Origin of the sequence: Enterobacter sp. HNDS-6 (genome assembly GCF_039850505.1) — a bacterium.
GTDB lineage: Bacteria > Pseudomonadota > Gammaproteobacteria > Enterobacterales > Enterobacteriaceae > Enterobacter > Enterobacter kobei.
In genome coordinates this window covers 2,575,470-2,600,822 of the sequence record NZ_CP156673.1, presented here as the reverse complement: position 1 = coordinate 2,600,822, position 25,353 = coordinate 2,575,470, and the positions used below count along the sequence as shown (strand labels likewise).

The following is a 25,353-nucleotide window of genomic DNA, read 5'->3' as shown; positions in this document are numbered from 1 at the left end:
GATTCCTATCTCAACTATGGCTACGCATACCGCACACATTGTTGAACCCCTTCTCTGGCGAGCGCCCCTCACCAACGGGAATGCGTCGCTTGCGGATGCCATACGGGATAAGATTGCGGAAACACGCGCTCACCTGCTGGACTTTATCCGGCTTGATGAAGCGCCCCCGCACCACGCCATGACCCTCGCGGAGTGGCGACAACCCTCTACGCTGCAGTCGCTGCTTGCCACCTATTCCGACCATATCTATCGCAATCAGCCGACCCTGACGCGAGAAAATAAGCCTTTGCTTTCCCTGTGGGCACAATGGTATATCGGGCTGATGGTGCCTCCGCTCATGCTGGCGGTGTTAACCCAGAAAAGCATGCTGGCGCTCTCCCCGGAACATTTCCATGTCGAGTTCCACGAAACCGGTCGAGCGGCCTGTTTCTGGATCGATCTGCACGAAGACCTGAACGCGGCGCCACTCTCTGCCCAGGAACGACTGGAGCAACTTGTCATTCAGGCCTTGATTCCGGTGGTGGATGCGCTTGAAGCGACGGGGGAGATCAACGGAAAGCTTATCTGGAGTAATACCGGATATTTAATCCACTGGTATTTAACGGAAATGAAACCGCTGCTTGGTGATGAGAACGTTGATGCACTGCGTCAGTCCTGTTTCTTTGCAAAACAGCTTTCAGACGGCCGCGATAACCCGCTCTTTCGTACCGTTGTACTCCGTGACGGACTCCTGGTGCGCCGCACCTGCTGCCAGCGCTATCGCCTGCCGGACGTTAAGCAGTGCGGGGATTGTACGCTGAAGTAATTGGGTGCGGCCTGATGCCCTCACCCTGCCCCTCTCCCACGGGGAGAGGGAACAAACACTAAAAACGGCAACCTGAAAGTTGCCGTTTTGCTTTTACCTAGGCCACCTGCTGATTATCCTCTTCCGCATTACGCTGCGCTTCTTCAGCTTCCTGCTCCAGCAGTTGTTTCTCGTAAACTTTAAAGAACGGGTAGTAGATGATGGCCGATACGCAGGCCAGAACGACAACCAGAATAGCTGCACGGAAATCCCAGCCCAGGGCCCATGCTGCGCCTATCGGCGCCGGTGCTGTCCAGGGTACGACGGAAATGACGCGGCCAATCAAATCAAAGGTCATCGCGGCCCAGGCCAGGACGGCGTTAACCATGGGGGCCAGCAGGAACGGTATAAAGAACACCGGATTCATCACAATCGGCGTGCCGAAGATAACGGGTTCGTTGATGTTAAAGAAGCTGGGCACCACGCTCAAACGCCCGATAGAACGTAAATGCGCCGAGCGGCTACGCAGATAGCAAATCACCAGCCCCATCGTCGCGCCCGACCCACCGATCACGATGAAGAACGTCCAGAAGGCTTCCATAAAAATATGTGGCAAAGGCTGACCGGCGGCCAGTGCGGTCTGGTTGGCCCCAAGGTTTGTCAGCCAGAACATCTGCAGCATCCCGGAGACAATGGCCGCGCCGTGGATCCCGGCGAACCACAGCAAATGCCCAATCAGTACCGCCAGCAGAATCGCAGGCAGTGAGTCTGCCGCGGAAACCAGGGGTTTAAAGATCGACATAATCGCCTGCGGGATCAGCATGTCAAACTGAGACTGAATCACCAGGCTCAGCGGATAGAGCGTTAACACCACCACCAGCACCGGGATCAGCAGGTCAAAGGAGTTTTTGATCATCGGCGGTACCTGGTCTGGCAGGCGAATACCGATGTTATGCGCCTTGAGGAAACGCATCATCTCAACGCAGTAAATCGCGACCAGAATGGCGGTGAAAATACCGGTTCCACCGAGGCTATCGACAGGAAGTGTGCCTTTGGTTTTCGGTGCCGCGACCAGCAAAAATGCCATGAGCGAGAGCATGGCACACATAAACGGATCGAGCTGGTGCGTTTTGACATAGTGTTTGCCCAGGTTATAGGCAATGGCCGCACAGATATAAATGGACATAATCCCCATCGTCATATCAAACGGCGTGAGGATCTGGCCTTCAAATTGTTTCGCCATATCCAGCCAGGCGCGTGCGAAACCCCAGGTGGTATCAGGCGAAAACGGCGGGTAAGCGAACACTAATAAAAATGAACCCACAATCATAAACGGCATCGCGGAGATGAAGCCATCACGGATAGCCATCACATGACGTTGAGAAGAGATGCGCCCGGCAATCGGGCTAACGTAATTTTCAACGAAACGGAATATCAGATTAAACGCAGCATGGTTGGCAGACATGGCAGCTCTCCTGTCAGACGTTTATAACGGACGCGCTCGCGCCGCACGTTGTTCCATAACTCAGCTTCACAACCTTGCTGGCTTGTGTACCCGCGGTACTGCTCAGACGAAATGGTTTCATAATTGGCTCTTATTATTGGATACAGGGGACGTTACATACTCAGTATTAATCTACGCATCACGCTCTGCAACCGGTTACTGTAACCGGTTTCTGTGATTGTGAAGGGGATCCAGAAATCAGCCATCCGGGATATTTGTTACTTAAGAGATATTTACAGAGCATAAATTCTTATGACAGATTACGCAGGTTATTTGTCAGGAGGAAATAATGAGTTTGCAGTCCGTACAGCAGTTTTTTGCCGACAACGCGCCGGAGATAGAGGTTATAGAACTTAGCCAGAGTACGGCTACCGTTGCGCTGGCTGCTGCCGCCCATCGTGTGGAACCGGGACAAATCGCCAAAACCTTATCTTTGAAGATTAAAAATGAGGTGATACTGGTCGTTGCGAAGGGTGATGCGCGTCTGGATAACAAAAAACTGAAAGACACCTTTGGCGCAAAAGCGCGCATGCTCAGCAGTGATGAAGTGGTCACCGTGACGGGCCATCCCGTTGGCGGCGTCTGCCCGTTCGGGCTGGAAAACCCGCTCGCGGTTTACTGTGATATCTCTCTAAAACAGTACGCGGAAGTGCTTCCTGCCGCTGGTGCAATCCATAGTGCTGTGCGTATTTCTCCGGACAGAATGGCAGAGCTGACATCCGCAAAGTGGGTCGATGTGTGCATCTGATTGATGCGCCAGAAGATCTCTGGCGCAAAAGGCAGGTTACAAAAATGTCGGTTTGTTTAACCCCACACTACGCGTTTCTCTTACCGGCAAATGCGTAAGAATATCCGCGGCATCGAGCAACCCAACGTCAGAATTCACCCCCAGCTTCACCATCGCATTAAACTTATGTGCGCGGATAGTCTTGATATTGCGCTTAAGCTGCGCCGCGATTTCTGGGATGGAATAGCCGCACGACATATAACGCAATATTGCCCTCTCCGTCGGGCTTAACATCCGGTTCTGGCTGCAGTACCAGTGATTAAGCATATTGTCGTTTATGCGCAGCGTTTCGCTCAATAGCACCATGAATTCTTTCCGCAGGTGTTCAAGCGTCACTGATTTACTGACCACACCATGAAGACGAGAAGGGGAAAGATGGCTAATCAGCCGCGCCTCCATCTCATCAGATACCAGTATAATGCGCTGAATATGGCTATGCGTAAACGCGAGATCCCTCAGATGTGCCAAGCAGTTGCGACGTGCTTCTCGCGCATCGGAAAGGGAATAGATCAGCGAGAAAAAATTAACGTGATAAAGCGCCTTCTTAAAGCCATCGAAATCATTGAACAGGTGCAGCTGATATTGACTGAGTTCGGACTGCGCAAAAAGATGCTGCAGCCCAATGGCACTCATCGTGCAATTTTCGATGATGGCGATATGTCGTGTTGAATCGGTTTTTTCCATTCCTCGAACTCTCCATAGGCTGACATGAGATTCAGCTCTCTCATTCCCTGTGTACTGTTGATCCAGGCGTACATATCGGCATTACTCCGTAATGACAGCCTTCGCATCGCACTGTTTTTCTGCGCACTGATCGTTTTATTGCTCTTCTTAAGCAACGTAGCGATTTGGTTAATCCCCCACCCTTTACCTAACAGACGAAGTACCTTGCGCTCAGAATTTGTAAGCGCAATGACGTGTTCGTCTTCCTCTTCGCCTTCCTGAGATTCGGGAGTTAATAACGTCTGGCTAATCCGCTCTGCGCGTTCACTTCCTGCCCGGATAGCGTTCACGACACCTTCGATAGGTTCCATATCAGAAAGCAACGTGGTTTCCGGGCGCATAAGCAGCTCAACGGCAATAGGATAAAATGGCCGGGAAACCAAAAAGATCCAGTGGATATCCCTGTACTGATTCAATAAGCGGTAATACTCTTCGAGCGCACCCCGCGGGTTCCTGTATTCGCCTGAAACATCGGCAATAATCACATCTGCGCGGCGTAACTGAAGCAGGGTCAACTCCTGCAGTGAGCGGCAATAGGTCAATTCAAAATCGGGAAAATGACGTGTCACCACATCCCCTAACCCATTTTGCATTACGGGTATCCGGCTAATGACAACGCCATGCTTACCGTGCAATGACAACATAGACCCTCCGTGTCCATTTTCATTTGATAAGTAACGTTAAAACGCATCAAGTTATACGTATTTTCGTCCCTGAGTGTAAAACTGATTAATACAAGCAGAAGATGAGAAATGTTTTAAGTTTAAGAAATGCCTAAAACTGCACTAATATCTCACAAAGCGACAATAAATTTAATTCGACAATCATTAAAATATCGACAATATAAAATTAGAATAACTAAATACAAATATTCTATATTTCCAAACCAATAATTCACCGAATTGATAAATTGATCCAAACGTCTTTCGTCAGCCAGGCTGCAACTGTTTGCATAAACCTTGATCTGACCCACAGCAACTGCCACTGCATTTTGTGCTAAAAGTAGGCACTACGGGCCACGCGGCTACTCTTCACCTTCTCTTCAGGACACGACATGCAGGCAGAACGGTCAACGCAGCGTGCTATCACGCGGCTCTGTATTCAGTGCGGTCTTTTTCTGCTCCAGCACGGCGCGGAAAGCGCGCTGGTTGAGGAACTTTCAACCCGGCTGGGGCTGGCGCTGGGGATGGACAGCGTGGAAAGCGCCATCTCTTCCAACGCCATTGTGCTGACCACGATCAAGGACGGTCAGTGCCTGACCTCCACCCGTAAAAACCAGGACCGTGGCATTAACATGCACGTTGTGACCGAAGTGCAGCATATCGTCATCCTTGCGGAGCATAAGCTTCTCGATCTCAAAGAGATTGAAAAACGGTTCAACCAAATCAAACCGTTACGTTATCCGCGCTGGCTTGTCGTGCTGATGGTCGGGCTCTCATGCGCCTGTTTTTGTAAGCTCAATAAAGGCGGCTGGGATGGCGCACTGGTCACCTTTTTCGCCAGCAGTATCGCCATGTATGTACGCCAGTTGCTGACCCATCGGCAGTTGCACCCGCAAATTAACTTCTGCATTACCGCGTTTGTCGCCACTACCGTTTCAGGCCTGCTGCTGCGCCTGCCGCAGCTCGCCAACACTCCGACGATTGCCATGGCGGCCAGCGTGCTTTTGCTGGTGCCGGGCTTTCCGTTAATCAACGCCGTCGCCGATATGTTTAAAGGGCACATTAATACCGGTCTGGCACGCTGGGCCATCGCCAGCCTGCTGACGCTGGCAACCTGTATCGGCGTGGTCATGGCTATGACTCTCTGGGGGTTACGCGGATGGGCGTGATAGATTTTCTGCTGGCACTGGCACAGGATATGATCCTGGCCGCCATTCCTGCCGTCGGCTTTGCGATGGTCTTTAACGTTCCGCAACGTGCTCTGCCGTGGTGTGCGCTGTTGGGGGCGATTGGTCACGGCTCGCGAATGGCCATGATGGCGGCGGGTTTTAATATCGAATGGTCGACATTTATGGCCTCTATGCTGGTCGGTAGCATCGGCATTCAATGGTCGCGCTGGTATCTGGCGCATCCTAAAGTCTTCACCGTCGCCGCCGTGATCCCAATGTTTCCTGGCATATCGGCGTATACGGCAATGATTTCGGCGGTGAAAATCAGCCATTTTGGCTACACCGAGCCGCAGATGATCCTTCTTCTGAGCAACTTTCTTAAAGCGTCGTCCATTGTCGGTGCGCTCTCTATCGGGCTGTCGATCCCCGGATTGTGGCTGTACCGCAAACGCCCGCGCGTTTGATATTTGTGTTATTTCGCTGCCGTGGAGATAATCTTTCTGGTCCGTTTGGTGAAAATAAGGAAAGGATGTGGCTAACCCTGGCAGCGAACACCCCGAGCACAACGAAGAGTCCAGCCTGAAAGAGAAAATTTTTCAGAGCGCTATTGCGCTGTTTGCCGAATACGGACTGAACGGCGCCCGCATGGAGCAGATCGCGGAGAAAGCGGGCACCACCAAACGCATGGTGGTTTACCATTTTAAGAATAAAGAAAATCTTTATCTGCTGGTGCTGGAACACGTTTACACCGAAATTCGCGCCAGCGAAAAAGCGCTTAGCCTGGCGGATATGCCCCCCGTCGAAGCGCTGGTCCACCTGGTTGAAACCACCTTTGACTATCATGCTGACCATCCGGATTACATCCGTATCATCTGCATGGAAAACATGCAGCGTGGCCGCTTTATGCAGCAGTCGAATTATCTGCGCCAGGTTAACCGCAGCGCGCTCGACCTGCTGGAAGAGATCCTGCGTCGCGGCAAAGAGAAACTGCTGTTCAGCCAGACGGTTGACGCCCGCGATCTCCACCGCCTGATAAGCAGCTTCAGCTTTCACTACGTCGCCAACAGCTACACCTTCACTCTGCTGTTTGAAGAGGGTGCCGACGAGCGGGCTCAGCGCCAGCACTACCGTAAAATGGCCGTTCAGGTGGCGCTGCGATATACCTGCCCATAAAATTGCTTGCAATTAAATCGCACACTATCTATATTCATCTCATGAACGCGAAAACGAACGACACGACCGCTGCGCTCCTGCTGGATAACCAGCTCTGCTTTGCCCTCTATTCGGCAAATCTGGCGCTTAACAAGCTGTACCGGCAGTTGCTGGCACCGCTAAACCTGACTTACCCGCAATATCTGGTGATGCTGGTGCTGTGGGAGCAGGATGACGTGACGGTATCAGACATCGGTGAACGGCTGTTCCTTGATTCCGCAACGCTGACGCCGCTGCTGAAGCGTCTGGAAAGCGCCGGTCTCATCAACCGTCACCGCTCGCGTAAAGACGAACGTCAGGTCGCTGTCACCCTGACTGATGCAGGACGTCACCTACAGCAGCAGGCCGCAGGGATCCCTCATGCGGTGGGATGCGCGGCACAGTGTGATACCGAGACCATGCTGTCGCTCAAGCAGCAGCTGGAAGTTTTGCGACAACAGATTCAACGCGCGTGACGCTATACTTTACGCGTATTTATTTACCCATGTATATCGCACGCTATTTAATAGCACACATAAAAGTAAGATGAGGAACCTGCCATGTCTTTAGAAAAAGTTGTTTATACCGCCAAAGCAAAAGCCACCGGGGGCCGTGACGGCCGCGCGACCTCTTCCGATGGCGTTCTGGATGTCAAACTGGGCGTGCCAAAAGAGATGGGCGGCATGGGGGGTGAAGTGACTAACCCTGAGCAGCTGTTTGCTGCTGGCTACTCCGCCTGCTTCCTGGGCGCAATGAAGTTTGTCGCGGCTCGCGACAAATTTGCCCTGCCTAAAGAAGCCTTTATTGAAGGTGAAGTGGGTATTGGTCCGTTGCCAACCGGTTTTGGTATCGAAGCAAAACTGAACATCCACGTTGAAGGGATGGATCAGGCGGAAGCCAAAAAACTGGTCGATGCGGCGCACATTGTTTGCCCTTACTCTAACGCGACCCGCGGCAACATCGATGTGACCCTGAATATCATCGCGTGATAAATGCCTGATGGCGCTGTGCTTATCAGGCCTATGACTGTAGCCCCGGTACGCGCAGCGCCACCGGGGAAATCCCCTCCTTCCCTTCCCCCTCTCTGTGCTACCATAAGCCCTTATCACGCCCGTCGTTATCAGTAGAGTAAGCGTTATGTCCTCCAGAATTCTGACCACCAGCATTGCTGGCATTGATGCCTTTATGCGCGACCCACGCGGTGTGTTGACTCACGCCGAAGGCGGCACGGTTGCGGTTTTTGCCGACAACGCGCCGGCGTTTTACGCAATCACGCCGGAACGTCTGGCACAGCTTCTGGAGACTGAAGCGCAATTGTCCCGCCCGGTGAGCGATGTCACGCTGGATAACCAGTTGTTTGATGAACCGGTTAACGCCCCGGTGACCGTTCCGATGGGCAAATTTGCCCTGTATGCGGGCTGGCAGCCCGACGCCGATTTTCAACGGCAGGCCGCGCTGTGGGGCATTGCGTTAACCCAACCGGCCACCGCGGAAGAGCTCGCCGCCTTTACGGCCTGGTGGCAGGCAGAGGGTAAAGTTTTCACCCATATTCAGTGGCAGCAAAAGCTCGCGCGTCATCTGCAGATTACCCGCGCCAGCAATAATGGCCAGCCAAAACGCGATATCAACGCGTTTTCAGAACCGGATAAACAGATCCCCAGTGGATTCCGAGGTGCGAAATGAAGAACGTCGGTGACCTGATGAAACGTCTGCAAAAAATGATGCCAGCTAACGTGAAGCCCGCTTTCACGACGGGGGAAGAACTGCTGGCGTGGCAAAAAGAGCAAGGAAAAATCCGTGCCGCCGCGCTCGCCCGCGAAAACCGGGCGATGAAAATGCAGCGCACGTTTAACCGCTCCGGTATTCGCCCTCTGCATCAGAACTGCTCGTTTGATAACTATAAAGTTGAAACCAGCGGGCAGATGAACGCGCTCGCCGCCGCACGTCAGTACGTGGATGAATTTGACGGTAATATCGCCAGCTTCATTTTTAGCGGTAAACCGGGCACCGGGAAGAACCATCTTGCCGCGGCCATCTGTAACGAACTGCTTCTGCGCGGTAAATCGGTGCTCATTATCACCGTGGCCGATATCATGTCCGCCATGAAAGACACCTTTAGCAACCGCGAAACCAGCGAAGAACAGCTGCTTAACGATCTGAGTAATGTCGATTTACTGGTCATCGACGAGATTGGCGTTCAGACGGAATCCCGTTATGAAAAGGTCATCATCAATCAGATTGTCGATCGCCGTTCTTCCTCCAAACGCCCCACCGGCATGCTCACAAACCACAACATCGACGAGATGACCCGCTTACTGGGTGAACGCGTCATGGACCGTATGAAGCTGGGTAACAGTCTGTATGTCATCTTCGACTGGGACAGTTACCGCAGCCGCGTTACCGGCAAAGAGTATTAAGACAGTTCCAGGAATCGCCAGCGGGACACAGGTATATAATGGAACCCCTTCCGGCCCAAAACGGACCTTTTTGAGAAAGCCATTATGAAAAAACAGATCCTTATCAGCACCTTTTTAGGCGCGCTGCTGGTTACCGGCGCAGCGCAAGCGGCGTCCTGGCAGGAGTCCCTCTCAAGCGCAGCAAACGAGCTGACCAAAGAGAGCAGCAGCACTCAGGGTGGGCTCTCCGCCTCTTCCCTCACCAGCCTGCTAAGCAACAGCTCCCAAAGCCTGAGCGCGGGCACGATGAACAACGCGGCGGGGATTCTGGAATATTGCGCGAAGCAAAAACTGGCCTCGGTGACCGACGCGCAAAACGTGAAAAACCAGGTGCTGGGTAAACTGGGTCTCGATACTCAGGAGCAAAAAGCGGATACCAGCTATATGGATGGCATTCAGGGTCTGCTTAACGCACAAAACGGTCAGCAACTTAACCTGAGCACCCTCGGCAACTCTTCTCTGGCGAAACAGGTGAAAACCAAAGCCTGCGATCTGGTGTTGAAACAAGGCGTTAATTTCATCTCCTGATTTCCCCCATTTTCTGCCACAACACGCCGCGTTTAATGCGATAGTCTTGCATCGCGGCGTGAAACGAGCGTTTTTCCAACCTGCCACCGTCTCAGCGTCCGTTTGTCAGGATGCGACCTTCTTCATAAAAACGATTTTCTAAACCAAATCCTAACAACAGCACACTTTCGTGACACTAAAATTGCAGCTAAACGACATCGCCATTACATTGTATAACCCAAAAAATAAACAGTTAGCCAGCGAAGCACCTGGCGTCATGAGGATATGCTGTTGTCAGAATTCATGTCTCTTGTCCTTTTTCTGGCTTCTGTGGGCGTTTATGCCTGGAAAGCCGGCCGTAACACCTGGTGGTTTATCGCCACACTGGTCGTACTCGGCTTTTTTATTATTTTAAACATTACCTTATACGCCAGCGATTACTTCACCGGTGACGGGATCAACGATGCGGTACTTTATACCCTGACGAACAGCCTGACGGGCGCGGGAGTGGGCAAGTACATTCTTCCGGGGCTGGGCCTGGTTGTGGCGCTGGTAACCATTTTTGGCGCACTCGCCTGGGTGCTGCGTCGCCGTCGTCATCTTCCTCACCATCATGGTTACAGCCTGCTGGCGCTTTTCCTGGCGTTAGCCTCCGTCGATGCCAGCCCGGCGTTTCATCAGATCACCGAACTGGTGAAATCTCAGTCGCGTGACGGCGATCCAGACTTCGTGGCGTACTACAAAGAGCCATCGAAAACGATCGCCAACCCGAAACTCAACCTGGTCTATATCTACGGTGAAAGCCTGGAGCGCACCTACTTCGACAACACTGCGTTCCCAAACCTGACCCCGGACCTGGGGGCGCTGAAAGATGAAGGTCTCGATTTCAGCCACACCATGCAGTTGCCCGGCACGGATTACACTATCGCCGGGATGGTGGCTTCCCAGTGCGGTATCCCGCTGTTCGCACCTTTTGAAGGTAACGCTTCAGCCTCGATGTCGACGTTCTTCCCGCAGAATATTTGCCTGGGCGATATACTGAAAAATTCCGGTTACGAAAACTACTTCGTGCAGGGTGCAAACCTGCGCTTTGCCGGAAAAGATGTGTTCCTGAAATCCCACGGTTTTGATCACCTGTACGGCTCAGAAGAGTTAAAGACGACGGTTGCCGACCCGACCTACCGCAACGACTGGGGTTTCTATGACGATACGGTACTGGACGAAACCTGGAAGAAATTCGAGGCGCTTTCCCGCGCCGGGAAGCGTTTTTCCCTCTTCGCGCTGACGGTAGATACGCACCATCCGGATGGTTTCGTCTCGCGCACCTGTAAACGCAAACGCTATGACGTGGACGGCAAAAGCAACGCCTCCTTCAGCGCCGTGACCTGTAGCCAGGAGCATATCGCCGCGCTGGTCGAGAAAATCAAAGCCTCGCCGTATTTTAAAAACACCGTCATCGTCGTCTCGTCTGACCATCTGGCGATGAAAAACAGCGCCTGGGATCAGCTCAACAAGCAGGATCGCAGCAACCTGTTCTTCGTTCTGCGCGGCGACCAGCCGCAACAAGAGGTGATCGCCACCAAACGCAACTCCATGGATAACGGCGCAACCGTGCTGGACATTCTGGGCGGCGACAACTTTATTGGCCTGGGTCGCAGCACGCTGTCCGGGCAATCCCTGTCGGAAGTGTTCCTCAACATGAAGGAGAAAATCCTCGCCTGGAAGCCCGACATCATCCGGCTGTGGAACTTCCCGAAAGAGATGAAAGACTTCACCATCGATCGGGAGAAAAACACGATTGCCTTCTCTGGCAGTAACTTCCGTCTGCCGCTGCTGGTACGGGTGTCGGACAGTCGCGTTGAACCGCTACCGGAAAGTGAATATTCCGCACCGCTGCGTTTCCAGCTGGCCGATTTCGCCCCACGCGATAACTTTGTCTGGATCGACAGGTGTTACAAAATGGGTCAGCTCTGGTCACAGCCGCTGGCGCTGTCGACCGACTGGTGCGTCTCTCAGGGGCAGCTTGGCGGGGAGCAAACCGTGCAGCATGTGGACAAAGCCCAGTGGAAAGGCAAAACCGCCTTTAAAGATACGGTGATTGATACCACACGCTATCAGCACAACATCGACATGCTGAAAATCGTCGACAACGACATTCGCTATAAAGCAGACAGCTTCATCTTCAACGTGGCCGGCGCGCCTGAAGAAGTGAAGCAGTTTAGCGGCATCTCTCGTCCGGAGTCGTGGGGACGCTGGTCAAACGCGCAGTTGGGTAACGAAGTGAAAATTGAGTACACCCATCCCCTGCCGGAGCAATTTGACCTGGTGATCACAGCCAGAGCGTATGGACCTAACGCGAATAAGCCAGTGCCGGTGCGCGTGGGCGATGAGGAGCAGACGCTGACGCTTGGGAATGATGTCAGCACGCACACTCTGCATTTTGCCAACCCATCGCGCAGCAATACCCTGGTGATTGTGCCGCCAGACCCGCAGTCCACCAATGAAGGAAATATTCTTGGCCACTCACCGCGCGAGCTCGGGATTGGCATGGTCGAAATCAAAATTGTCAGCAGACAAGGTTAATGCCTGAGCACCCGGCGTCCCTGCCGGGTGCTTATAAAAATAAATAAACCTATAAATTGATTATAAATCAGATAAAAACACCATATATAAGTCATTTTTATTTATAAATATCCCGCAAAAACACCATTCTATAAAATGTGTAACTCCTAAAGTAACGACGGAGAGTGACACACTTTTATCATGTTAACCGGCTATAAGTTCGAATCCATCCGGGCACTGCGCAGTGAACATGTGATTGCCTGGGAGGTATTGTCCACGGCAAAACCCCACGTCAATCTCGAAGACTATTTTGACGCCATGCCTTCGACGCAGCGTAAACAACTTTTCTTTGCGCAGCTTCGCCATGCCATGTTTTGCGAAGAGGGCGACAAATATTATCTCAACGCGACATCGGATTTGCTGCTGGAAACGGACTTCCTCGACAGGCTAAAAGAAGCAACACCCTGTCCGGAGAGGCTTGCTATCGAAGTGACCGATCTCCATACGATGGTACAACTCGATGATACGCAAAGCCGGGCCCTGCGGAACTGCATTGCGACACTTCATCTTTGGGGAATTGAAGTGTGGGCTGATGATGTCTGTGAAGCCATTCTTCCCGAACTGCTTGCCAGCCAGATCCGCTTCTGTGGCGTCAAAATTGACAAACATACTTTCTGGAGCGGGCGCACAGAGCAGGCGAAGTTTCTGCATCTCACCCGTCAATGTAAGCGTGTCGCCAGTAAAGTCCTTATTGAAGGCATCGAAACGGCGGGCGATTTCGCACTGGCCCGGGCGAGCGCGGCCGATTACGGCCAGGGTTATCTGTGGGGTCTAAAATGACGCCTTTCATCGCAAATGCCGGCTATCAGGTTATCGTTCTGAGCAGCAACGCTTTTTTATGGCTTGGCCTGAATTCGATCCTGTCGACAGCCGTATCACCCCGTCCTGAGGTGTACTGGATTAACAACGTTAATCCACAAGGGCTTATGCGTCTGCAGACACTGCTGCTCAATACGCACGTCGGGGGAAACTGGCTGTTATTGACGGACGCGGCCCGGGTCAACGACATTAACGCCTGGCTACACAACGCGCGGGTCAGAGTGGTTGCGGACAATGTGTCTCTCGCGCAGCTAAGCCACTGTTTTAGCGACACAAGCTTCTCTTTCGAGAATACCGCCACGCTCACCTGTCAGGAGATGCGGGTTTGCATGCTGTTCCATAAAGGATTCAGCCCGATACGTATTGCGCAAATCCTTAATAAGTCACCTAAAACGATCTACACCCACAAACGTAACGCGATGAACAAATTTTGCTGCCAGAACCTGGCGGAATTCCATCAAAAACTCTGCCTGCTGGACGCGCTCCCCTCTTCTTTGTAATTGCACTGTTATTCACGTCAGGAAATACGATCATGAGAATTATCCCTGTTGTTGTATGTTGTTCCGTTCTCCTGCTTCCTGCTGCTGCAATCGCCGCAGACAGCACCACAAGCGCGACGATGCACGTTTCACTTGAGGTGGTGAAGTCCTGCACGCTCAAAGCCAACGACCTCAATTTCTCGCGCCACGGCTCGGACGAATCAAGCGAAATTCAAGCCAAAACGCAGGTCGATATCGTCTGTACCAACGGGACGCCGTTCACGCTCTCTGCTACCAGCAACGATAGCAGTGACAACGGCACCTTCTGGCTGAAGCCAGAAAACGGTGAAACGGGCGCACAGAAGATTGCCTGGAAACTTTTTGCCGATGAGGGCAAACAGACGCAAATTACCAGCACCGATGGACTCACCGACACCGGCAACGGCATGGAACAGCAAGAGACGCTGTATGGCGTGATTGACGCAGGTGCCCTGACGACCGCGCAGGCTGGCGCCTATAGCGATGATGTCACGTTGAATCTGGTGTATTGATCATGCGTCGTTTTCTCCCCTGCTTCATTCTGTGGTTCATGATGCTGGCGCTGCTGTCACGCTACGCGATGGCCGCCACGCTTCAGGTGGCCCCAGTGACGCTCGACCTCCAGAGCGGGCAAAGCGCCTCGGCGGTCTACCTCACTAACAGCGGTAAATCGGCCATCCATGCGCAGATACGGGTTTACGAATGGACCCAGCAAAACGGTAAAGATGTATTAACGGCCACCGACGAGGTGGTCAGCAGCCCGGCGATGACCTCACTGGCGCCGGGCCAGCAGCAGCTGGTGCGCATAATCGTGATGCAGCCAGGGATCCGTGAACAGGAGCAAAGTTACCGGCTGGTCATTGATGAGCTACCGGATGCAACGTCCCGTGCGGCCAATCCCAACGCGATACACTTTCTGCTTCGCTACTCTATTCCTGTCTTCATTGCCGGAAACCAGAATATGCCCGTCAGCCGCGATGCCCTGAGCTGCGAACAGGCGGACACCCCGGGAACGATCCGCTGCTATAACGCCGGAAACAGCCATATCCGCCTGAGCCACCTGCAGGCCCTGACGGCCGCCGGTCAGGTCGTCGGGTCGTTGAAAGGGCTGGCGGGTTATGTTCTGCCGGGACAGACCGCGCTTATAACGCTTAAGCACACTTCGCGCTACACGTTCAGCGCGTTGCGCGCCTATCTCAATGACGACCACAATGCCAGCCAGATACCCCTGCGCCCGCTTGCTTCTCGCGCTCCTGTTTTGGCTACCGCTGATGCTGTCAGCCCGGACTGAACCCGCCGCCGATACCCTGCAATGGCTGGCAATCACCGTGAACCACGACCCGCGCGGGGATCTGTGGGCCTGCCGGGTAGTGGGAGATGCGCTGTGGATGGACCACCGCGACCTCAAAAAACTGGGGCTTCGCGCCCCGGATAACGCCAACGAGTGGGTCGCGCTGACGTCCCTGCCGGGTCTGAAAGTCAGTCTCGATTTGCATGGTCAGCAGGTCTCCATTACCGCCGACGCAAAGGCGCTTGAGGGCCAACAGCATCTGTCTGTCGGGAGGCCGACGCCGCAGTATCGCTATCCTGAGGCGCAGCCCATCAGCGTGTTGACGCTGGGGTATGCGCTTTATGGCAGCGGCGCAGAGGGGAAACGCCAGCTTAACGCGCAAACGTCGCTCACCGCATCCGGGGCGCTTCCCGGAACGTTCAGCAGCAGCTTTTCGAGCCATGCCGGTGAGGAAAACAGCGCAGGTCGGCCCCGCCACACACGCCTTGAAACCCGCTGGCAGTGGGACAACACAGACTCGCTCACCAGCCTGGCGCTGGGCGACAACATCACCACGGGCTCCCGCTGGAGCCGACAGGTACGCTTTGGCGGGCTGCACTGGGCGCGTAATTTTGAGCTCAATCCGCAGCTCAACACCGAACCGCGTAGCCGTTACAGCGACACGGCGGTTCTGCCTTCTACGGTCGATCTCTACATCGACGGGCTTAAGCAGAGCAGCCAGCGCGTCACGCCGGGCGATTTTCTGCTGGATACCCTGCCCTCATTTACCGGAAGCGGGCAGGCGCAGGTGGTCATTACCGACATCAACGGTCAGCGTCGTACCGTACAGCTCGATCTCTACGGTGCGCCGGGGATGCTGGCGGAAGGACTCAGCAGCGGCTCGCTGGATATCGGCTGGATGCGACAAAACTACGCCCTGCGATCCAATGACTATGCCGCCTCGCCCATGCTCGACGCAGGGTGGCGCTACGGGGTGAATAACCAGCTGACGCTGGCGCTGCACACGGAGCAGCAGAGTAAACTGCGCAATGTCGGGACAGGGGTCGACTGGCTGATCTCGCCCGGGACAGGGATTATCAGCCAGCATGTCGCCATCAGCGACAGCCCCTACGGTCAGGGAAAACAGTGGGGCCTTGGCTGGCAATGGAACGGTCGCGGGACGGGGATCTCTGCCAGTACCGTTCGTACCGATGCCACATTTGCCGATAACGCCCGCATGAGCGGTACCCTCCCCGTCAGACGCAGCGATAGCGTTTGGGTCAGCCAGTCGATACCCCATTCAGGTACCTTCGGTGCGGGCTGGGTACAGCAAAACATTCAGGGCACCAAACAACGCTATCTCAACGCCTCCTGGTCCGCCTCGCTGCCGGCACATATTTCCACCACGCTGAGCTACACCCGCTCGTTTACGGATGCGTCGAGCCACGTTCAGCTGATGCTTTCGATCCCGTTAGGGCGTGAGGATACCCTCTCCGTTCAGGCCAGCCGCGATATGCCGCGCATGGATTATCGCCATCAGCCGGACGATCAGGTCGGCGGCTGGTCATGGCAGCTGGGGCGAGGCTTTGGCGAGCACCGGGAAACCTATGCGGACGTGGGCTATCTGGGCCACGCAGGTGAGTGGCACGTCGGGATGGCGCAGGGCGCTAACTATGCCTCAGCCGAGGGTAGCCTGACGCTGCTGGATGGCAGCCTGCACACGCTGCGCTACAGCCAACAAAGCCTGGCGCTGGTCTCCACGCACGGTGTCGGACATGTGCCGGTGATGCTGGAAAACCGCCCGGCAGGCGAAACCGACGAGAAAGGGTATCTGCTGCTGACCGACCTGCCGCGTTACCACGCCAGCAAAGTCAGCATCAATCCGCTGGATCTGCCTGCCGACGTGATTGCCCCCGTCACCGACATGCAGGCCAGACCGGGCAACGGCGGCGCGGTAAAAGTCGATTTTAACGTCCATCACGCCGTCACAGTTCAGGCCCGACTGGTGGACAGCCACCATAATCCGCTCCCGCTCGGCAGCATTGTCTCAACGCCACGCGGTGCCACCATTGTGGGGCGTGACGGTTTTATCTGGCTTGAAGACCCGCCTCTGCCGGGTGAACTGGTGGTAAAAACCGGTGAGGGAGAGTGCCGGGTCAGGCTTCCGGCCCCCCGTACTGCGTCACCCATACAGAATATTGGAGAACAACTGTGTCATTAAGAGCACCGTTCTTGTTGCTGCTTGCGATGTCCGTGAAGGCGATGGCCGCCGCATGCTGGATAACATCACCTGCCGTCATCAACTTTGGCAATGTCGTGGCGGGCAATGCCGCGTCGACCAACACCGAAGTTAAATTTAGCTGTCAGGCTGACAACAACGGCACGACGGAATATATCAACGTCTGTCTGAGCAGTATCGACGCACCGCCCTTTCAGATGGTCTCACCGGGAGATTCGGAGGGTAAACAGTACACCCTGCTTTTCCGCCTGCTTAACGGCGACGCACGCGCTCAGGAACTCGGTCCCGTCAGCAGCGGGGAGCTCATTCAGCAGACTCTGACCGCCGACAGCAATGCCAACATCAGCGGGAGCTTTCCGCTTATCGCCACCGTCCCGGCAGGGCAAAACCAACTTCCGGCGTACCACTATTACAACTACAACATGAATCTGCGCATCGCCTGGCACAGCGCTAGCCGTCAGGATGCACTGCAAAACTGCTCGGATGGCTCTGCGGAGGGGGAGCAGGTGCAGGGCGGTACCAATGCGCAGGCCGAAATCAGCCAGGGCTGCTACATAGAACGCGTCACCCCGCTTAACTTCGGCACCCTGAACAGTACCGCCACGCTGCGCCCGACGCGTTCCACCGCAACCCTTACCACGCGCTGTCCGGCCGGTACAGCGTTTACGCTTGACATGGGCAACGGCAACCATGCCATCGGGAATCAGCGGCAGCTGTGTAACGATGAGGGTCAGTGCCTGCGCTACGGGCTCTGGCAGGATGCGGGTGCCACGCAAAGCTGGGGCGATCTGCACAGCGGCGATGCGCTGCATGTCACCCATCCCGCTGGCGGCACCCAAAACTTCACCGTTTACGGGGAAGTCCCCGCTCAGCCCCTGAGCGGTACAGGGGAATTTATTGATGACGTGATAATCACGCTGACTTATTAAACAGACCAAAATCCTGTCTGGATCAATGTTATCGGTAACAATGGCGTTAAAATAGCCACCAGCTCTGCATACAAGGCGTAAACCTTCTCTTTTTTATTCGTTATCTCTGTCTCTTTTACAACAACTTATGAAATACCTGCTTGCTGACGCCATCGTCTACAACGACGAGGACGGTTCTGTTTCTCTTATCAATGTGCCGCCTGAGGATGCGCAGATCCTCACCTGCACAGCCAATAGCATTATGAAGCTGCTGGTGCAGCATCATGGGAACGTGGTCGAGCGGGAGACCTTCCTGCATGACGTCTGGGATCGGCGTGGGCTCCAGGGGTCTAACAATTCGTTAAACCAGTACATCAGCATCTTGCGCAAAATGCTGGCCAGCCTGCTTCCCGACGTGCTGTTTATCGTCACCGTCCCCAGGACGGGCTTTATGCTCAGCGCAGACGTCACGGTAACAGCCCTGGAGGAAGAAACACCGGCCGCCGAAACGGCGAAAACTGCAGTACCCGCCCGACCGGAGCGGCTGCTCTGGGGCGCGCTTACGCTGGCGGTCGTTGCGCTGTGCCTTTGGATAACGGCTATCAAACCCGAAACCCGGCAGAAGGACATTCATCTGTTGACCCATATCGGGAACTGTCCGGTCTATACCTTTACGCCGCTGGCGGATGTGTTTCACGAGCGGGCGGCTGCGCTGGCGCAAAGCCTTCAGCAGGACGGTCACCTTCCGTGCCTGGAAAATTCAATTTTCTATATGCACATTCAGCGAACGCTTTTCTACGGCCACGAGGGACGACTGGTGCTCTCCCAATGCTCGCTCACGCAGGGGCAAGCGAGCGCCTGTCGTACGCTTTACTATTACGAGTGGTGATATGAAACACACAAAAATCTGGCTCATTCTGGCCCTTAACCTGATGATTACCGGCGCTGCACTGGCGTGGTATTTCTACACGCCACCGCTGTCGGTGGCCTGCAATGGATATCTGACCTTCTCCGACAAACGTGACAGCCACGATTTCACGTTTGACGGGGAGGTCATCATGCAGTTTCACCCCAACAAAACCGGGTACATCACGCTAAACGGTAACGTGGAGAATGCCCCAAACCACTGGGAAGTATCCCGTCAGGAGATGTTTAAATGGCGCCACGTGGAAGGGGAACTGTATGAGATCGTTATTCAAAAAGTGGAGCGTTTTGGCCATGACGCCATGCCGCCGGGCGTATTTGAGAAATACGTCGCGGGCCTGACCCAGGGGAAAAAAAGGCTCCTGGCGATAGAGCGCACGCCGCATGATGCACTGGTTATCAGCAATTTTTACTCGCCGGTGCTGGTCTGCACAGAATAATACCGACGGGTCAGGCTATACTTCCCGCCATGAACATTCGCATTCGCCCTACCACCTTCAGCGATGCTGCCACCCTGCCCGCCATTGAACGCGCGGCGGGCGAGCGTTTTCGTGAAATCCCCCCTCTCGCCTGGCTTGCCGGGGGTGAGGTGATTTCAACTGAAGAGCATCTCAACTATGCCGAACGGGGGCTAAGCTGGCTGGCGCTGGCGAACGACCATCCCGTTGGGTTTATCCTCGCAGAGGCGCACGCGACATCGCTGTTTATTGTCGAACTTTCGGTGCATCTGGACTGGCAGGGAAAGGGGATTGGTCGGCAGCTCATTAACGCTGTGGCTGACCATGCCCGTGAAGGGGGGCTGTCGTCGCTGACGTTGACGACATTCCGCGACGTACCGTGGAATGCGCCGTTCTATGCGCGGCTGGGGTTTGACTACGTCACTGAACTCACGCCTGAACTGCGTCAGAAAAGGGAAGATGAGACAGCGCACGGCTTAGCGTTTGACTCCCGCTGCGCCATGCGTCTGCCGCTTTGATATCGCCCGGTGGCGCTGCGCTGACCGGGCCTACAAAACCCTGAACCGTAGGCCGGGTAAGGCATAGCCGACACCCGGCACAACACGCACGATCAGAACGTTTCCCAGTTATCCCCCGCATCAGCGGTTGCCGCTTTACGCGACATCACCGGGGTAGCAACGCTTTTCGCCGAAGCGAACTCGCGCGCTTTCATCTGCTCCTGCTGAATGCGGAACACCGCGACAGCCTGGGTCAGGCGGCTCGCCTGCTCTTCCAGCGCCGCCGCCGCTGCGGCAGACTCTTCCACCAGCGAGGCGTTCTGCTGGGTCACGCGATCCATCTCGGCGACCGCCAGACCCACCTGGTCGATACCGCGGCTCTGCTCGTCAGAAGCCGAGGCGATTTCGCCCATGATATCCGTAACGCGGGTTACCGCATTCACGATCTCGCCCATGGTTTCACCGGCGCTTTCTACCAGCGTTGAACCCACTTCCACGCGACCCACAGAGTCTTCAATCAGGCTCTTGATTTCACGTGCTGCCTGGGCGCTACGCTGGGCCAGGTTACGCACCTCACCTGCCACCACCGCAAAACCACGGCCCTGCTCGCCTGCGCGCGCCGCTTCTACCGCCGCGTTCAGTGCCAGGATGTTGGTCTGGAAAGCAATCCCGTCGATCACGCTAATAATGTCGGCGATCTTCTGCGAACTACCGGCGATATCGCGCATGGTCTGCACCACGTTGTCCACCACTTTACCGCCTTTCTGCGCGGTCTCGGACGCGCTCAGCGCCAGATGGCTCGCCTGACGGGCGTTTTCGGCGTTCTGCTTCACGGTCGCCGTCAGCTGCTCCATGCTGGCAGCAGTCTCTTCCAGGGACGCAGCCTGCTGTTCTGTACGGGAAGAGAGGTCGTTATTGCCCATCGCGATTTCGCTCGCGCCGCTGTAGATAGCATTCGCGCCATTACGCACGTCGCCAACGGTCCGTACCAGCTCACTCTGCATATGACGCAGAGAATCGGCCAGTTCGCCCATCTCGTTGGAACCCTCCACTTCAATGCGCTTCACCAGATCGCCGCTGGCGATATGGCGAATGTTGTCGATGAGGCGCGTCAGCGGCGAAATCAGCGCCTGCTTGATACCCAGCCAGACGGCCACGATCACCACCAGCACGGCAAGCAGCACGCTAATCAACACCCAGATGGCCTGGCTGAAGGAGCTCTTGCTGTCTTCAACCGCCATTTGATACAGCTTGTCGTTCTGCTGCAGGTAGCTGACATACTGCTTCTCAAAACCATCCTGGTAGCTCTGGGTCGGCTGATCGAAGAAGGCGTTGATTTTGCCCGCACCCAGCAGCTGAATCAGCTCCGCCAGCGCACCGTGGTAGATATCGTAGTTACGCTTGATCTCCATGGCATCCGCGTCGCTTTGACGCGGATCGCGCGGCAGGGCCTCATAGGCGGCCCAGTTTTTTTCCGCCTGCTTCAGCGACGTGGACGCGATTTGCATCAGATCGTTAACGGTCGCACCGCTGCCGATATTGCTCTGATCCATCATGTAGCGAATACCCGCGCGGTTCAGGGTATTACGGGTTTGCAGCAACGCCACCCAGCTGGCATTCAGCGTGGATTGTTGCTGGCGAATGGTTTGCAGGACGGTGAAATTCTCTTTGTCATGCTTAAGGGCATTGAAGAAAAGACCACCGGATGTGAGTTGTAACAGGCCAAATATAGCTAAAACCAGCATTAAACTGGTGACAATCTTGATACGGTTTAACATGTTTTCTCTTTCCTCAGACAGATACAGAATTTTCGGCCTGGAAAGGGAAAACTTTACGAAAATCATCCTGGAATTTGTGGTTTTTACTCTTCTTCCCGCGCTGCGTTATGCCGGTTTCCGAGTTCAATAAACTCTTCCAGCAGCGTCGTCAGCTGTTTCATCTTCTCCGGCGTGTATTCCGCCTCAATCTGCTGGTATGCCTCTTCCACCTGTGCCTGGGCGTGCTCATACAGCGCATTGCCCTCTTTGGTCAGCGACACGTACAGCTTGCGCTGGTCGTTCACTGGCTTTAAGCGCAGCACCAGGCCGTCGCGCTCCATGCGCGTCAGAATGCCGGTCAGGCTGGGACGCAAAATACAGGTGCGAAACGCCAGATCGTGAAAATCCATCGACGGATGTTCCGCCAGCACGCGCACAATCCGCCACTGCTGCTCGGTCAGGTTATGTCGCTTCACAATGGGTCGGAAGTACGACATCGCCGCTTCCCGCGCCTGCAGCAGCGCGATGGTTAATGAATCATGCATAGCCTCTCCCCGCCCTTCATTAACAAGTAAACAATTTATAAAAGATGTTTTTATAAACAATACGTTTTCTGCCAAAAAGTCTAACAGAAACCCGCCAATTTTGTTAACAGACTGATTTTAATCAAAATAAAAATCAATATGTAAATTTATTGTTATTCATATCACAAATTTTTCACTTCTGATTGCGAAATAAACAGCAAAAGCATAAAACCAGATCATTAACATATTAATGAAATCATAACCCGGACTGCCGGGGTGAGGAGCAGGTGAATGAAAGGTACCGTTTTTGCCGTCGCGTTGAATCATCAAAGCCAGCGCGATGCCTGGGCTGAGGCGTTTGAAAAAGCCCCCTACAACACGCCGCCGAAAACGGCAGTGTGGTTTATCAAACCGCATAACACCGTGATCCGCGCAGGCGATCCCATTCCCTTCCCGCAGGGTGAAACAGTGCTAAGCGGTGCAACGGTCGCGCTGGTGGTGGGCAAAACGGCCAGCAAGGTGCGCGAGGAAGACGCGGCGGCGTACATTGCCGGATATGCGCTGGCCAACGAGGTGAGTCTGCCGGAAGAGAGCTTCTACCGCCCGGCGATCAAGGCGAAATGCCGGGACGGATTCTGCCCGCTGGGCGAGCTGGTCAACGTTGATAACGTAGATAACCTGACCCTCATCACCGAGATTAACGGCCGCGAGGCGGACCACTGGAATACGGCCGATTTGCATCGCAACGCCGCGCAGCTGCTGAGCGCCCTGAGTGAGTTCGCGACCCTTAATCCCGGCGATGCGATATTGCTCGGCACCCCGCACAGCCGCGTCGAGATCCGCCCTGGAGACCGGGTACGCATTCTGGCAAAAGGGTTTCCGCCGCTGGAAAACCCGGTGGTGGACGAACGCGACGTCGCTATCGCTCACCGCACGCCCCCGCACGCCACGCTGTTCGCCCTTGGCCTGAACTACGCCGACCACGCCAGCGAGCTGGACTTCAAGCCCCCCACCGAGCCGCTGGTGTTTATCAAAGCGCCGAACACTTTCAACGGTGACGACCAGACCTCGGTGCGCCCGAACAACATCGACTACATGCACTACGAAGCGGAGCTGGTGGTGGTCATCGGCAAAACCGCCCGTAAGGTGAGTGAAGCCGAGGCGATGGACGTTGTTGCGGGCTATACGGTCTGCAACGACTACGCCATCCGCGACTATCTCGAGAACTACTACCGCCCAAACCTGCGGGTGAAAAGCCGCGACGGGCTGACCCCCATTTCCCCAAACATCGTGCCAAAAGAAGCCATCCCCGACCCACACAACCTCGCCCTGCGCACCTTCGTTAACGGCGAACTGCGACAGCTTGGCACGACGGCGGATCTGATTTTCAGCATCCCGTTCCTGATTGCCTACCTGAGCGATTTTATGACCCTGCAACCGGGCGACATGATTGCCACCGGCACGCCGAAGGGGCTGTCCGACGTGGTGCCGGGGGATGAAGTGGTGGTGGAAGTGGAAGGCGTAGGACGCCTGGTAAACCGAATTGTGAGTGAGGAGACGGCAAAATGAAAAAAATTAACCATTGGATCAACGGCAAAAACGTGGCGGGAAGCGACTATTTCCATACCACCAATCCGGCCTCCGGCGAGGTGCTGGCCGAAGTGGCTTCCGGCGGTGAAGCCGAAATCCATCAGGCCGTAGCCGCCGCGAAAGAGGCGTTTCCAAAATGGGCCAACCTGCCGATGAAGGAACGCGCGCGGCTGATGCGTCGTCTGGGCGATCTGATCGATCAGAACGTGCCCGAGATCGCCGCTATGGAGACCGCCGACACCGGCCTGCCGATCCACCAGACTAAAAACGTGCTGATCCCGCGCGCCTCGCACAACTTCGAGTTTTTCGCCGAGGTGTGCCAGCAGATGAACGGCAAAACCTACCCGGTTGACGACAAAATGCTCAACTACACCCTGGTGCAGCCGGTGGGCGTCTGCGCGCTGGTGTCACCGTGGAACGTGCCGTTCATGACCGCCACCTGGAAGGTCGCCCCGTGCCTGGCGCTGGGTAATACCGCGGTACTGAAAATGTCTGAACTCTCCCCGCTGACCGCCGACCGTCTGGGCGAGCTGGCGCTGGAGGCGGGCATTCCGGCGGGTGTACTCAACGTGGTGCAGGGCTACGGCGCGACGGCAGGCGATGCGCTGGTGCGTCATCACGACGTGCGAGCCGTCTCCTTTACCGGCGGCACGGCCACCGGGCGCAATATTATGAAAAACGCCGGGCTGAAGAAGTATTCCATGGAGCTGGGCGGCAAATCCCCGGTGCTGATTTTTGAAGACGCGGACATCGAGCGCGCGCTGGATGCCGCCCTGTTCACCATCTTCTCCATCAACGGCGAGCGCTGCACCGCGGGCTCGCGCATCTTCATCCAGCAGAGCATCTACCCGGAGTTCGTCAAACGCTTTGCGGAGCGTGCCAACCGTCTGCGCGTGGGCGACCCGACCGATCCGACCACCCAGATTGGGGCACTCATCAGCAAGTCACACTGGGAGAAAGTCTCTGGCTATATTCGCCTCGGCATTGAAGAGGGCGCGACCCTGCTGGCGGGCGGCCCGGACAAACCGACCGACCTGCCTGCGCATCTGAAAGGCGGCAACTTCCTGCGCCCGACCGTACTGGCGGACGTCGACAACCGCATGCGCGTGGCGCAGGAGGAGATCTTCGGGCCGGTGGCCTGCCTGCTGCCGTTTAAGGATGAAGCGGAAGGTCTGCGCCTGGCGAACGACGTGGAGTACGGTCTGGCGTCGTACATCTGGACCCAGGACGTCAGCAAAGTGCTGCGCCTGGCGCGCAATATCGAAGCGGGCATGGTGTTCGTCAATACCCAGAACGTGCGCGACCTGCGCCAGCCGTTTGGCGGCGTGAAGGCCTCCGGCACCGGGCGCGAAGGCGGCGAGTACAGCTTCGAGGTGTTTGCGGAGATGAAGAACGTCTGCATCTCCATGGGCGACCATCCGATTCCAAAATGGGGGATCTGATC

At 55.3% G+C, this 25,353-nt stretch carries 27 protein-coding genes; 22 read left to right on the top strand and 5 right to left on the bottom strand.

Annotated features, from left to right (window positions below; all coding sequences use genetic code 11):
• Nucleotides 1-16 precede the first annotated feature (16 nt).
• On the top strand, nt 17-805 hold the full coding sequence (gene fhuF, locus ABFI50_RS12175) for a siderophore-iron reductase FhuF (protein WP_248180669.1): 789 nt from the start codon (nt 17-19) through the stop codon (nt 803-805).
• A 97-nt stretch (nt 806-902) separates the two neighbouring features.
• Here the strand turns inward: fhuF and ABFI50_RS12170 are convergent, their stop codons facing one another.
• On the bottom strand, nt 903-2,249 hold the full coding sequence (locus tag ABFI50_RS12170; RefSeq protein WP_014882441.1) for a PTS sugar transporter subunit IIC: 1,347 nt from the start codon (nt 2,247-2,249) through the stop codon (nt 903-905).
• 328 nt (nt 2,250-2,577) lie between these two features.
• On the opposite strand from ABFI50_RS12170, the gene ABFI50_RS12165 reads away from it, so the two are divergent.
• Nucleotides 2,578-3,036 carry a YbaK/EbsC family protein gene (locus ABFI50_RS12165; protein ID WP_014882440.1) on the top strand — a complete coding sequence of 153 codons (459 nt, stop codon included), beginning with the start codon at nt 2,578-2,580 and terminating at the stop codon, nt 3,034-3,036.
• 36 nt (nt 3,037-3,072) lie between these two features.
• On the opposite strand, the gene bglJ is transcribed toward ABFI50_RS12165, so the two are convergent.
• Both bglJ and ABFI50_RS12155 read right to left on the bottom strand, forming a co-directional pair.
• Nucleotides 3,073-3,708, bottom strand: a complete 636-nt coding sequence (gene bglJ / locus ABFI50_RS12160; protein ID WP_014882439.1) for a DNA-binding transcriptional activator BglJ — start codon at nt 3,706-3,708, stop codon at nt 3,073-3,075.
• Entirely contained in the window at nt 3,705-4,442 is a 738-nt protein-coding gene (locus tag ABFI50_RS12155; RefSeq protein WP_023331965.1) for a LuxR C-terminal-related transcriptional regulator, read from the bottom strand. Before ABFI50_RS12155 ends, bglJ begins: the two co-directional genes overlap by 4 nt.
• 410 nt (nt 4,443-4,852) lie before the next feature.
• Here ABFI50_RS12155 and ABFI50_RS12150 point away from each other — a divergent pair, with 410 nt between their 5' ends.
• The 18 genes from ABFI50_RS12150 (at nt 4,853) to ABFI50_RS12065 (ending at nt 20,059) form a co-directional block, all read left to right on the top strand.
• Nucleotides 4,853-5,629 (top strand): threonine/serine exporter ThrE family protein, encoded by a 777-nt coding sequence (locus ABFI50_RS12150; protein WP_014882437.1) that lies wholly within the window; start codon nt 4,853-4,855, stop codon nt 5,627-5,629.
• A complete protein-coding gene (locus tag ABFI50_RS12145; protein WP_014882436.1) occupies nt 5,620-6,093 on the top strand; it encodes a threonine/serine exporter in 474 nt (157 codons plus the stop codon). Before ABFI50_RS12150 ends, ABFI50_RS12145 begins: the two co-directional genes overlap by 10 nt.
• A gap of 67 nt (nt 6,094-6,160) precedes the next feature.
• Nucleotides 6,161-6,802 (top strand): TetR family transcriptional regulator, encoded by a 642-nt coding sequence (locus tag ABFI50_RS12140; protein ID WP_023331963.1) that lies wholly within the window; start codon nt 6,161-6,163, stop codon nt 6,800-6,802.
• A 41-nt stretch (nt 6,803-6,843) separates the two neighbouring features.
• Nucleotides 6,844-7,296 carry a MarR family transcriptional regulator gene (locus tag ABFI50_RS12135; RefSeq protein ID WP_014882434.1) on the top strand — a complete coding sequence of 151 codons (453 nt, stop codon included), beginning with the start codon at nt 6,844-6,846 and terminating at the stop codon, nt 7,294-7,296.
• Nucleotides 7,297-7,380: 84 nt separating this feature from the next.
• A complete protein-coding gene (locus ABFI50_RS12130) occupies nt 7,381-7,809 on the top strand; it encodes an organic hydroperoxide resistance protein (RefSeq protein WP_023331961.1) in 429 nt (142 codons plus the stop codon).
• A 148-nt stretch (nt 7,810-7,957) separates the two neighbouring features.
• Nucleotides 7,958-8,503, top strand: a complete 546-nt coding sequence (gene dnaT, locus ABFI50_RS12125) for a primosomal protein DnaT (RefSeq protein ID WP_023338998.1) — start codon at nt 7,958-7,960, stop codon at nt 8,501-8,503.
• Nucleotides 8,500-9,237, top strand: a complete 738-nt coding sequence (dnaC, locus tag ABFI50_RS12120; protein ID WP_014882432.1) for a DNA replication protein DnaC — start codon at nt 8,500-8,502, stop codon at nt 9,235-9,237. The genes dnaT and dnaC overlap by 4 nt, the downstream gene beginning before the upstream one ends.
• Nucleotides 9,238-9,321: 84 nt before the next feature.
• Entirely contained in the window at nt 9,322-9,804 is a 483-nt protein-coding gene (locus ABFI50_RS12115) for a DUF2501 domain-containing protein (RefSeq protein ID WP_014882431.1), read from the top strand.
• A gap of 270 nt (nt 9,805-10,074) precedes the next feature.
• Complete coding sequence (opgB, locus tag ABFI50_RS12110) at nt 10,075-12,366, top strand: phosphatidylglycerol--membrane-oligosaccharide glycerophosphotransferase (RefSeq protein WP_014882430.1); 2,292 nt, start codon at nt 10,075-10,077, stop codon at nt 12,364-12,366.
• Nucleotides 12,367-12,546: 180 nt separating this feature from the next.
• Nucleotides 12,547-13,185, top strand: coding sequence for an EAL domain-containing protein (locus ABFI50_RS12105; RefSeq protein ID WP_023338996.1), 639 nt, complete (start codon nt 12,547-12,549; stop codon nt 13,183-13,185).
• Nucleotides 13,182-13,724, top strand: a complete 543-nt coding sequence (locus ABFI50_RS12100) for a LuxR C-terminal-related transcriptional regulator (RefSeq protein WP_023338995.1) — start codon at nt 13,182-13,184, stop codon at nt 13,722-13,724. Before ABFI50_RS12105 ends, ABFI50_RS12100 begins: the two co-directional genes overlap by 4 nt.
• Before the next feature lie 32 nt (nt 13,725-13,756).
• The gene (locus ABFI50_RS12095) at nt 13,757-14,254 is read left to right on the top strand and encodes a spore coat protein U domain-containing protein (protein WP_014882427.1); all 498 of its coding nucleotides are present in this window, start codon (nt 13,757-13,759) and stop codon (nt 14,252-14,254) included.
• Between the two features lie 2 nt (nt 14,255-14,256).
• The gene (locus ABFI50_RS12090) at nt 14,257-15,033 is read left to right on the top strand and encodes a fimbria/pilus periplasmic chaperone (RefSeq protein ID WP_347484140.1); all 777 of its coding nucleotides are present in this window, start codon (nt 14,257-14,259) and stop codon (nt 15,031-15,033) included.
• Nucleotides 14,954-17,233, top strand: coding sequence for a fimbria/pilus outer membrane usher protein (locus tag ABFI50_RS12085; RefSeq protein ID WP_347484139.1), 2,280 nt, complete (start codon nt 14,954-14,956; stop codon nt 17,231-17,233). The genes ABFI50_RS12090 and ABFI50_RS12085 overlap by 80 nt, the downstream gene beginning before the upstream one ends.
• Nucleotides 17,224-18,180 (top strand): spore coat protein U domain-containing protein, encoded by a 957-nt coding sequence (locus ABFI50_RS12080; RefSeq protein ID WP_347484137.1) that lies wholly within the window; start codon nt 17,224-17,226, stop codon nt 18,178-18,180. Before ABFI50_RS12085 ends, ABFI50_RS12080 begins: the two co-directional genes overlap by 10 nt.
• Before the next feature lie 127 nt (nt 18,181-18,307).
• Nucleotides 18,308-19,048 carry a winged helix-turn-helix domain-containing protein gene (locus ABFI50_RS12075; protein WP_032637566.1) on the top strand — a complete coding sequence of 247 codons (741 nt, stop codon included), beginning with the start codon at nt 18,308-18,310 and terminating at the stop codon, nt 19,046-19,048.
• A 1-nt stretch (nt 19,049) separates the two neighbouring features.
• Nucleotides 19,050-19,523, top strand: a complete 474-nt coding sequence (locus ABFI50_RS12070; RefSeq protein WP_347484134.1) for a hypothetical protein — start codon at nt 19,050-19,052, stop codon at nt 19,521-19,523.
• Between the two features lie 29 nt (nt 19,524-19,552).
• Nucleotides 19,553-20,059, top strand: coding sequence for a GNAT family N-acetyltransferase (locus ABFI50_RS12065; RefSeq protein WP_045134357.1), 507 nt, complete (start codon nt 19,553-19,555; stop codon nt 20,057-20,059).
• A 92-nt stretch (nt 20,060-20,151) separates the two neighbouring features.
• Here ABFI50_RS12065 and tsr read toward each other — a convergent pair whose 3' ends face one another.
• Both tsr and hpaR read right to left on the bottom strand, forming a co-directional pair.
• On the bottom strand, nt 20,152-21,816 hold the full coding sequence (gene tsr, locus ABFI50_RS12060; protein ID WP_014882420.1) for a methyl-accepting chemotaxis protein: 1,665 nt from the start codon (nt 21,814-21,816) through the stop codon (nt 20,152-20,154).
• 83 nt (nt 21,817-21,899) lie between these two features.
• Nucleotides 21,900-22,340 carry a homoprotocatechuate degradation operon regulator HpaR gene (hpaR, locus tag ABFI50_RS12055; RefSeq protein WP_014882419.1) on the bottom strand — a complete coding sequence of 147 codons (441 nt, stop codon included), beginning with the start codon at nt 22,338-22,340 and terminating at the stop codon, nt 21,900-21,902.
• Nucleotides 22,341-22,610: 270 nt separating this feature from the next.
• Here hpaR and hpaG point away from each other — a divergent pair, with 270 nt between their 5' ends.
• Both hpaG and hpaE read left to right on the top strand, forming a co-directional pair.
• Nucleotides 22,611-23,888 carry a 4-hydroxyphenylacetate degradation bifunctional isomerase/decarboxylase gene (gene hpaG / locus ABFI50_RS12050; RefSeq protein ID WP_023331949.1) on the top strand — a complete coding sequence of 426 codons (1,278 nt, stop codon included), beginning with the start codon at nt 22,611-22,613 and terminating at the stop codon, nt 23,886-23,888.
• Nucleotides 23,885-25,351 carry a 5-carboxymethyl-2-hydroxymuconate semialdehyde dehydrogenase gene (gene hpaE, locus ABFI50_RS12045; protein WP_014882417.1) on the top strand — a complete coding sequence of 489 codons (1,467 nt, stop codon included), beginning with the start codon at nt 23,885-23,887 and terminating at the stop codon, nt 25,349-25,351. Before hpaG ends, hpaE begins: the two co-directional genes overlap by 4 nt.
• Nucleotides 25,352-25,353 lie beyond the last annotated feature (2 nt).

Bases quoted from the DNA above. Each gene is read 5' to 3' on its own strand.
- dnaC (WP_014882432.1), top strand. From the start codon at position 8,500: ATGAAGAACGTCGGTGACCTGATGAAACGTCTGCAAAAAATGATGCCA.
- fhuF (WP_248180669.1), top strand. From the start codon at position 17: ATGGCTACGCATACCGCACACATTGTTGAACCCCTTCTCTGGCGAGCG.
- ABFI50_RS12070 (WP_347484134.1), top strand. From the start codon at position 19,050: ATGAAACACACAAAAATCTGGCTCATTCTGGCCCTTAACCTGATGATT.
- ABFI50_RS12085 (WP_347484139.1), top strand. From the start codon at position 14,954: ATGCCAGCCAGATACCCCTGCGCCCGCTTGCTTCTCGCGCTCCTGTTT.
- ABFI50_RS12090 (WP_347484140.1), top strand. From the start codon at position 14,257: ATGCGTCGTTTTCTCCCCTGCTTCATTCTGTGGTTCATGATGCTGGCG.
- ABFI50_RS12100 (WP_023338995.1), top strand. From the start codon at position 13,182: ATGACGCCTTTCATCGCAAATGCCGGCTATCAGGTTATCGTTCTGAGC.
- ABFI50_RS12130 (WP_023331961.1), top strand. From the start codon at position 7,381: ATGTCTTTAGAAAAAGTTGTTTATACCGCCAAAGCAAAAGCCACCGGG.
- hpaR (WP_014882419.1), bottom strand. From the start codon at position 22,340: ATGCATGATTCATTAACCATCGCGCTGCTGCAGGCGCGGGAAGCGGCG.
- ABFI50_RS12065 (WP_045134357.1), top strand. From the start codon at position 19,553: ATGAACATTCGCATTCGCCCTACCACCTTCAGCGATGCTGCCACCCTG.
- ABFI50_RS12115 (WP_014882431.1), top strand. From the start codon at position 9,322: ATGAAAAAACAGATCCTTATCAGCACCTTTTTAGGCGCGCTGCTGGTT.
- tsr (WP_014882420.1), bottom strand. From the start codon at position 21,816: ATGTTAAACCGTATCAAGATTGTCACCAGTTTAATGCTGGTTTTAGCT.
- ABFI50_RS12075 (WP_032637566.1), top strand. From the start codon at position 18,308: ATGAAATACCTGCTTGCTGACGCCATCGTCTACAACGACGAGGACGGT.
- dnaT (WP_023338998.1), top strand. From the start codon at position 7,958: ATGTCCTCCAGAATTCTGACCACCAGCATTGCTGGCATTGATGCCTTT.
- ABFI50_RS12145 (WP_014882436.1), top strand. From the start codon at position 5,620: ATGGGCGTGATAGATTTTCTGCTGGCACTGGCACAGGATATGATCCTG.
- bglJ (WP_014882439.1), bottom strand. From the start codon at position 3,708: ATGAGTGCCATTGGGCTGCAGCATCTTTTTGCGCAGTCCGAACTCAGT.
- ABFI50_RS12135 (WP_014882434.1), top strand. From the start codon at position 6,844: ATGAACGCGAAAACGAACGACACGACCGCTGCGCTCCTGCTGGATAAC.
- ABFI50_RS12155 (WP_023331965.1), bottom strand. From the start codon at position 4,442: ATGTTGTCATTGCACGGTAAGCATGGCGTTGTCATTAGCCGGATACCC.
- hpaE (WP_014882417.1), top strand. From the start codon at position 23,885: ATGAAAAAAATTAACCATTGGATCAACGGCAAAAACGTGGCGGGAAGC.
- hpaG (WP_023331949.1), top strand. From the start codon at position 22,611: ATGAAAGGTACCGTTTTTGCCGTCGCGTTGAATCATCAAAGCCAGCGC.
- ABFI50_RS12105 (WP_023338996.1), top strand. From the start codon at position 12,547: ATGTTAACCGGCTATAAGTTCGAATCCATCCGGGCACTGCGCAGTGAA.
- ABFI50_RS12170 (WP_014882441.1), bottom strand. From the start codon at position 2,249: ATGTCTGCCAACCATGCTGCGTTTAATCTGATATTCCGTTTCGTTGAA.
- ABFI50_RS12165 (WP_014882440.1), top strand. From the start codon at position 2,578: ATGAGTTTGCAGTCCGTACAGCAGTTTTTTGCCGACAACGCGCCGGAG.
- ABFI50_RS12150 (WP_014882437.1), top strand. From the start codon at position 4,853: ATGCAGGCAGAACGGTCAACGCAGCGTGCTATCACGCGGCTCTGTATT.
- ABFI50_RS12095 (WP_014882427.1), top strand. From the start codon at position 13,757: ATGAGAATTATCCCTGTTGTTGTATGTTGTTCCGTTCTCCTGCTTCCT.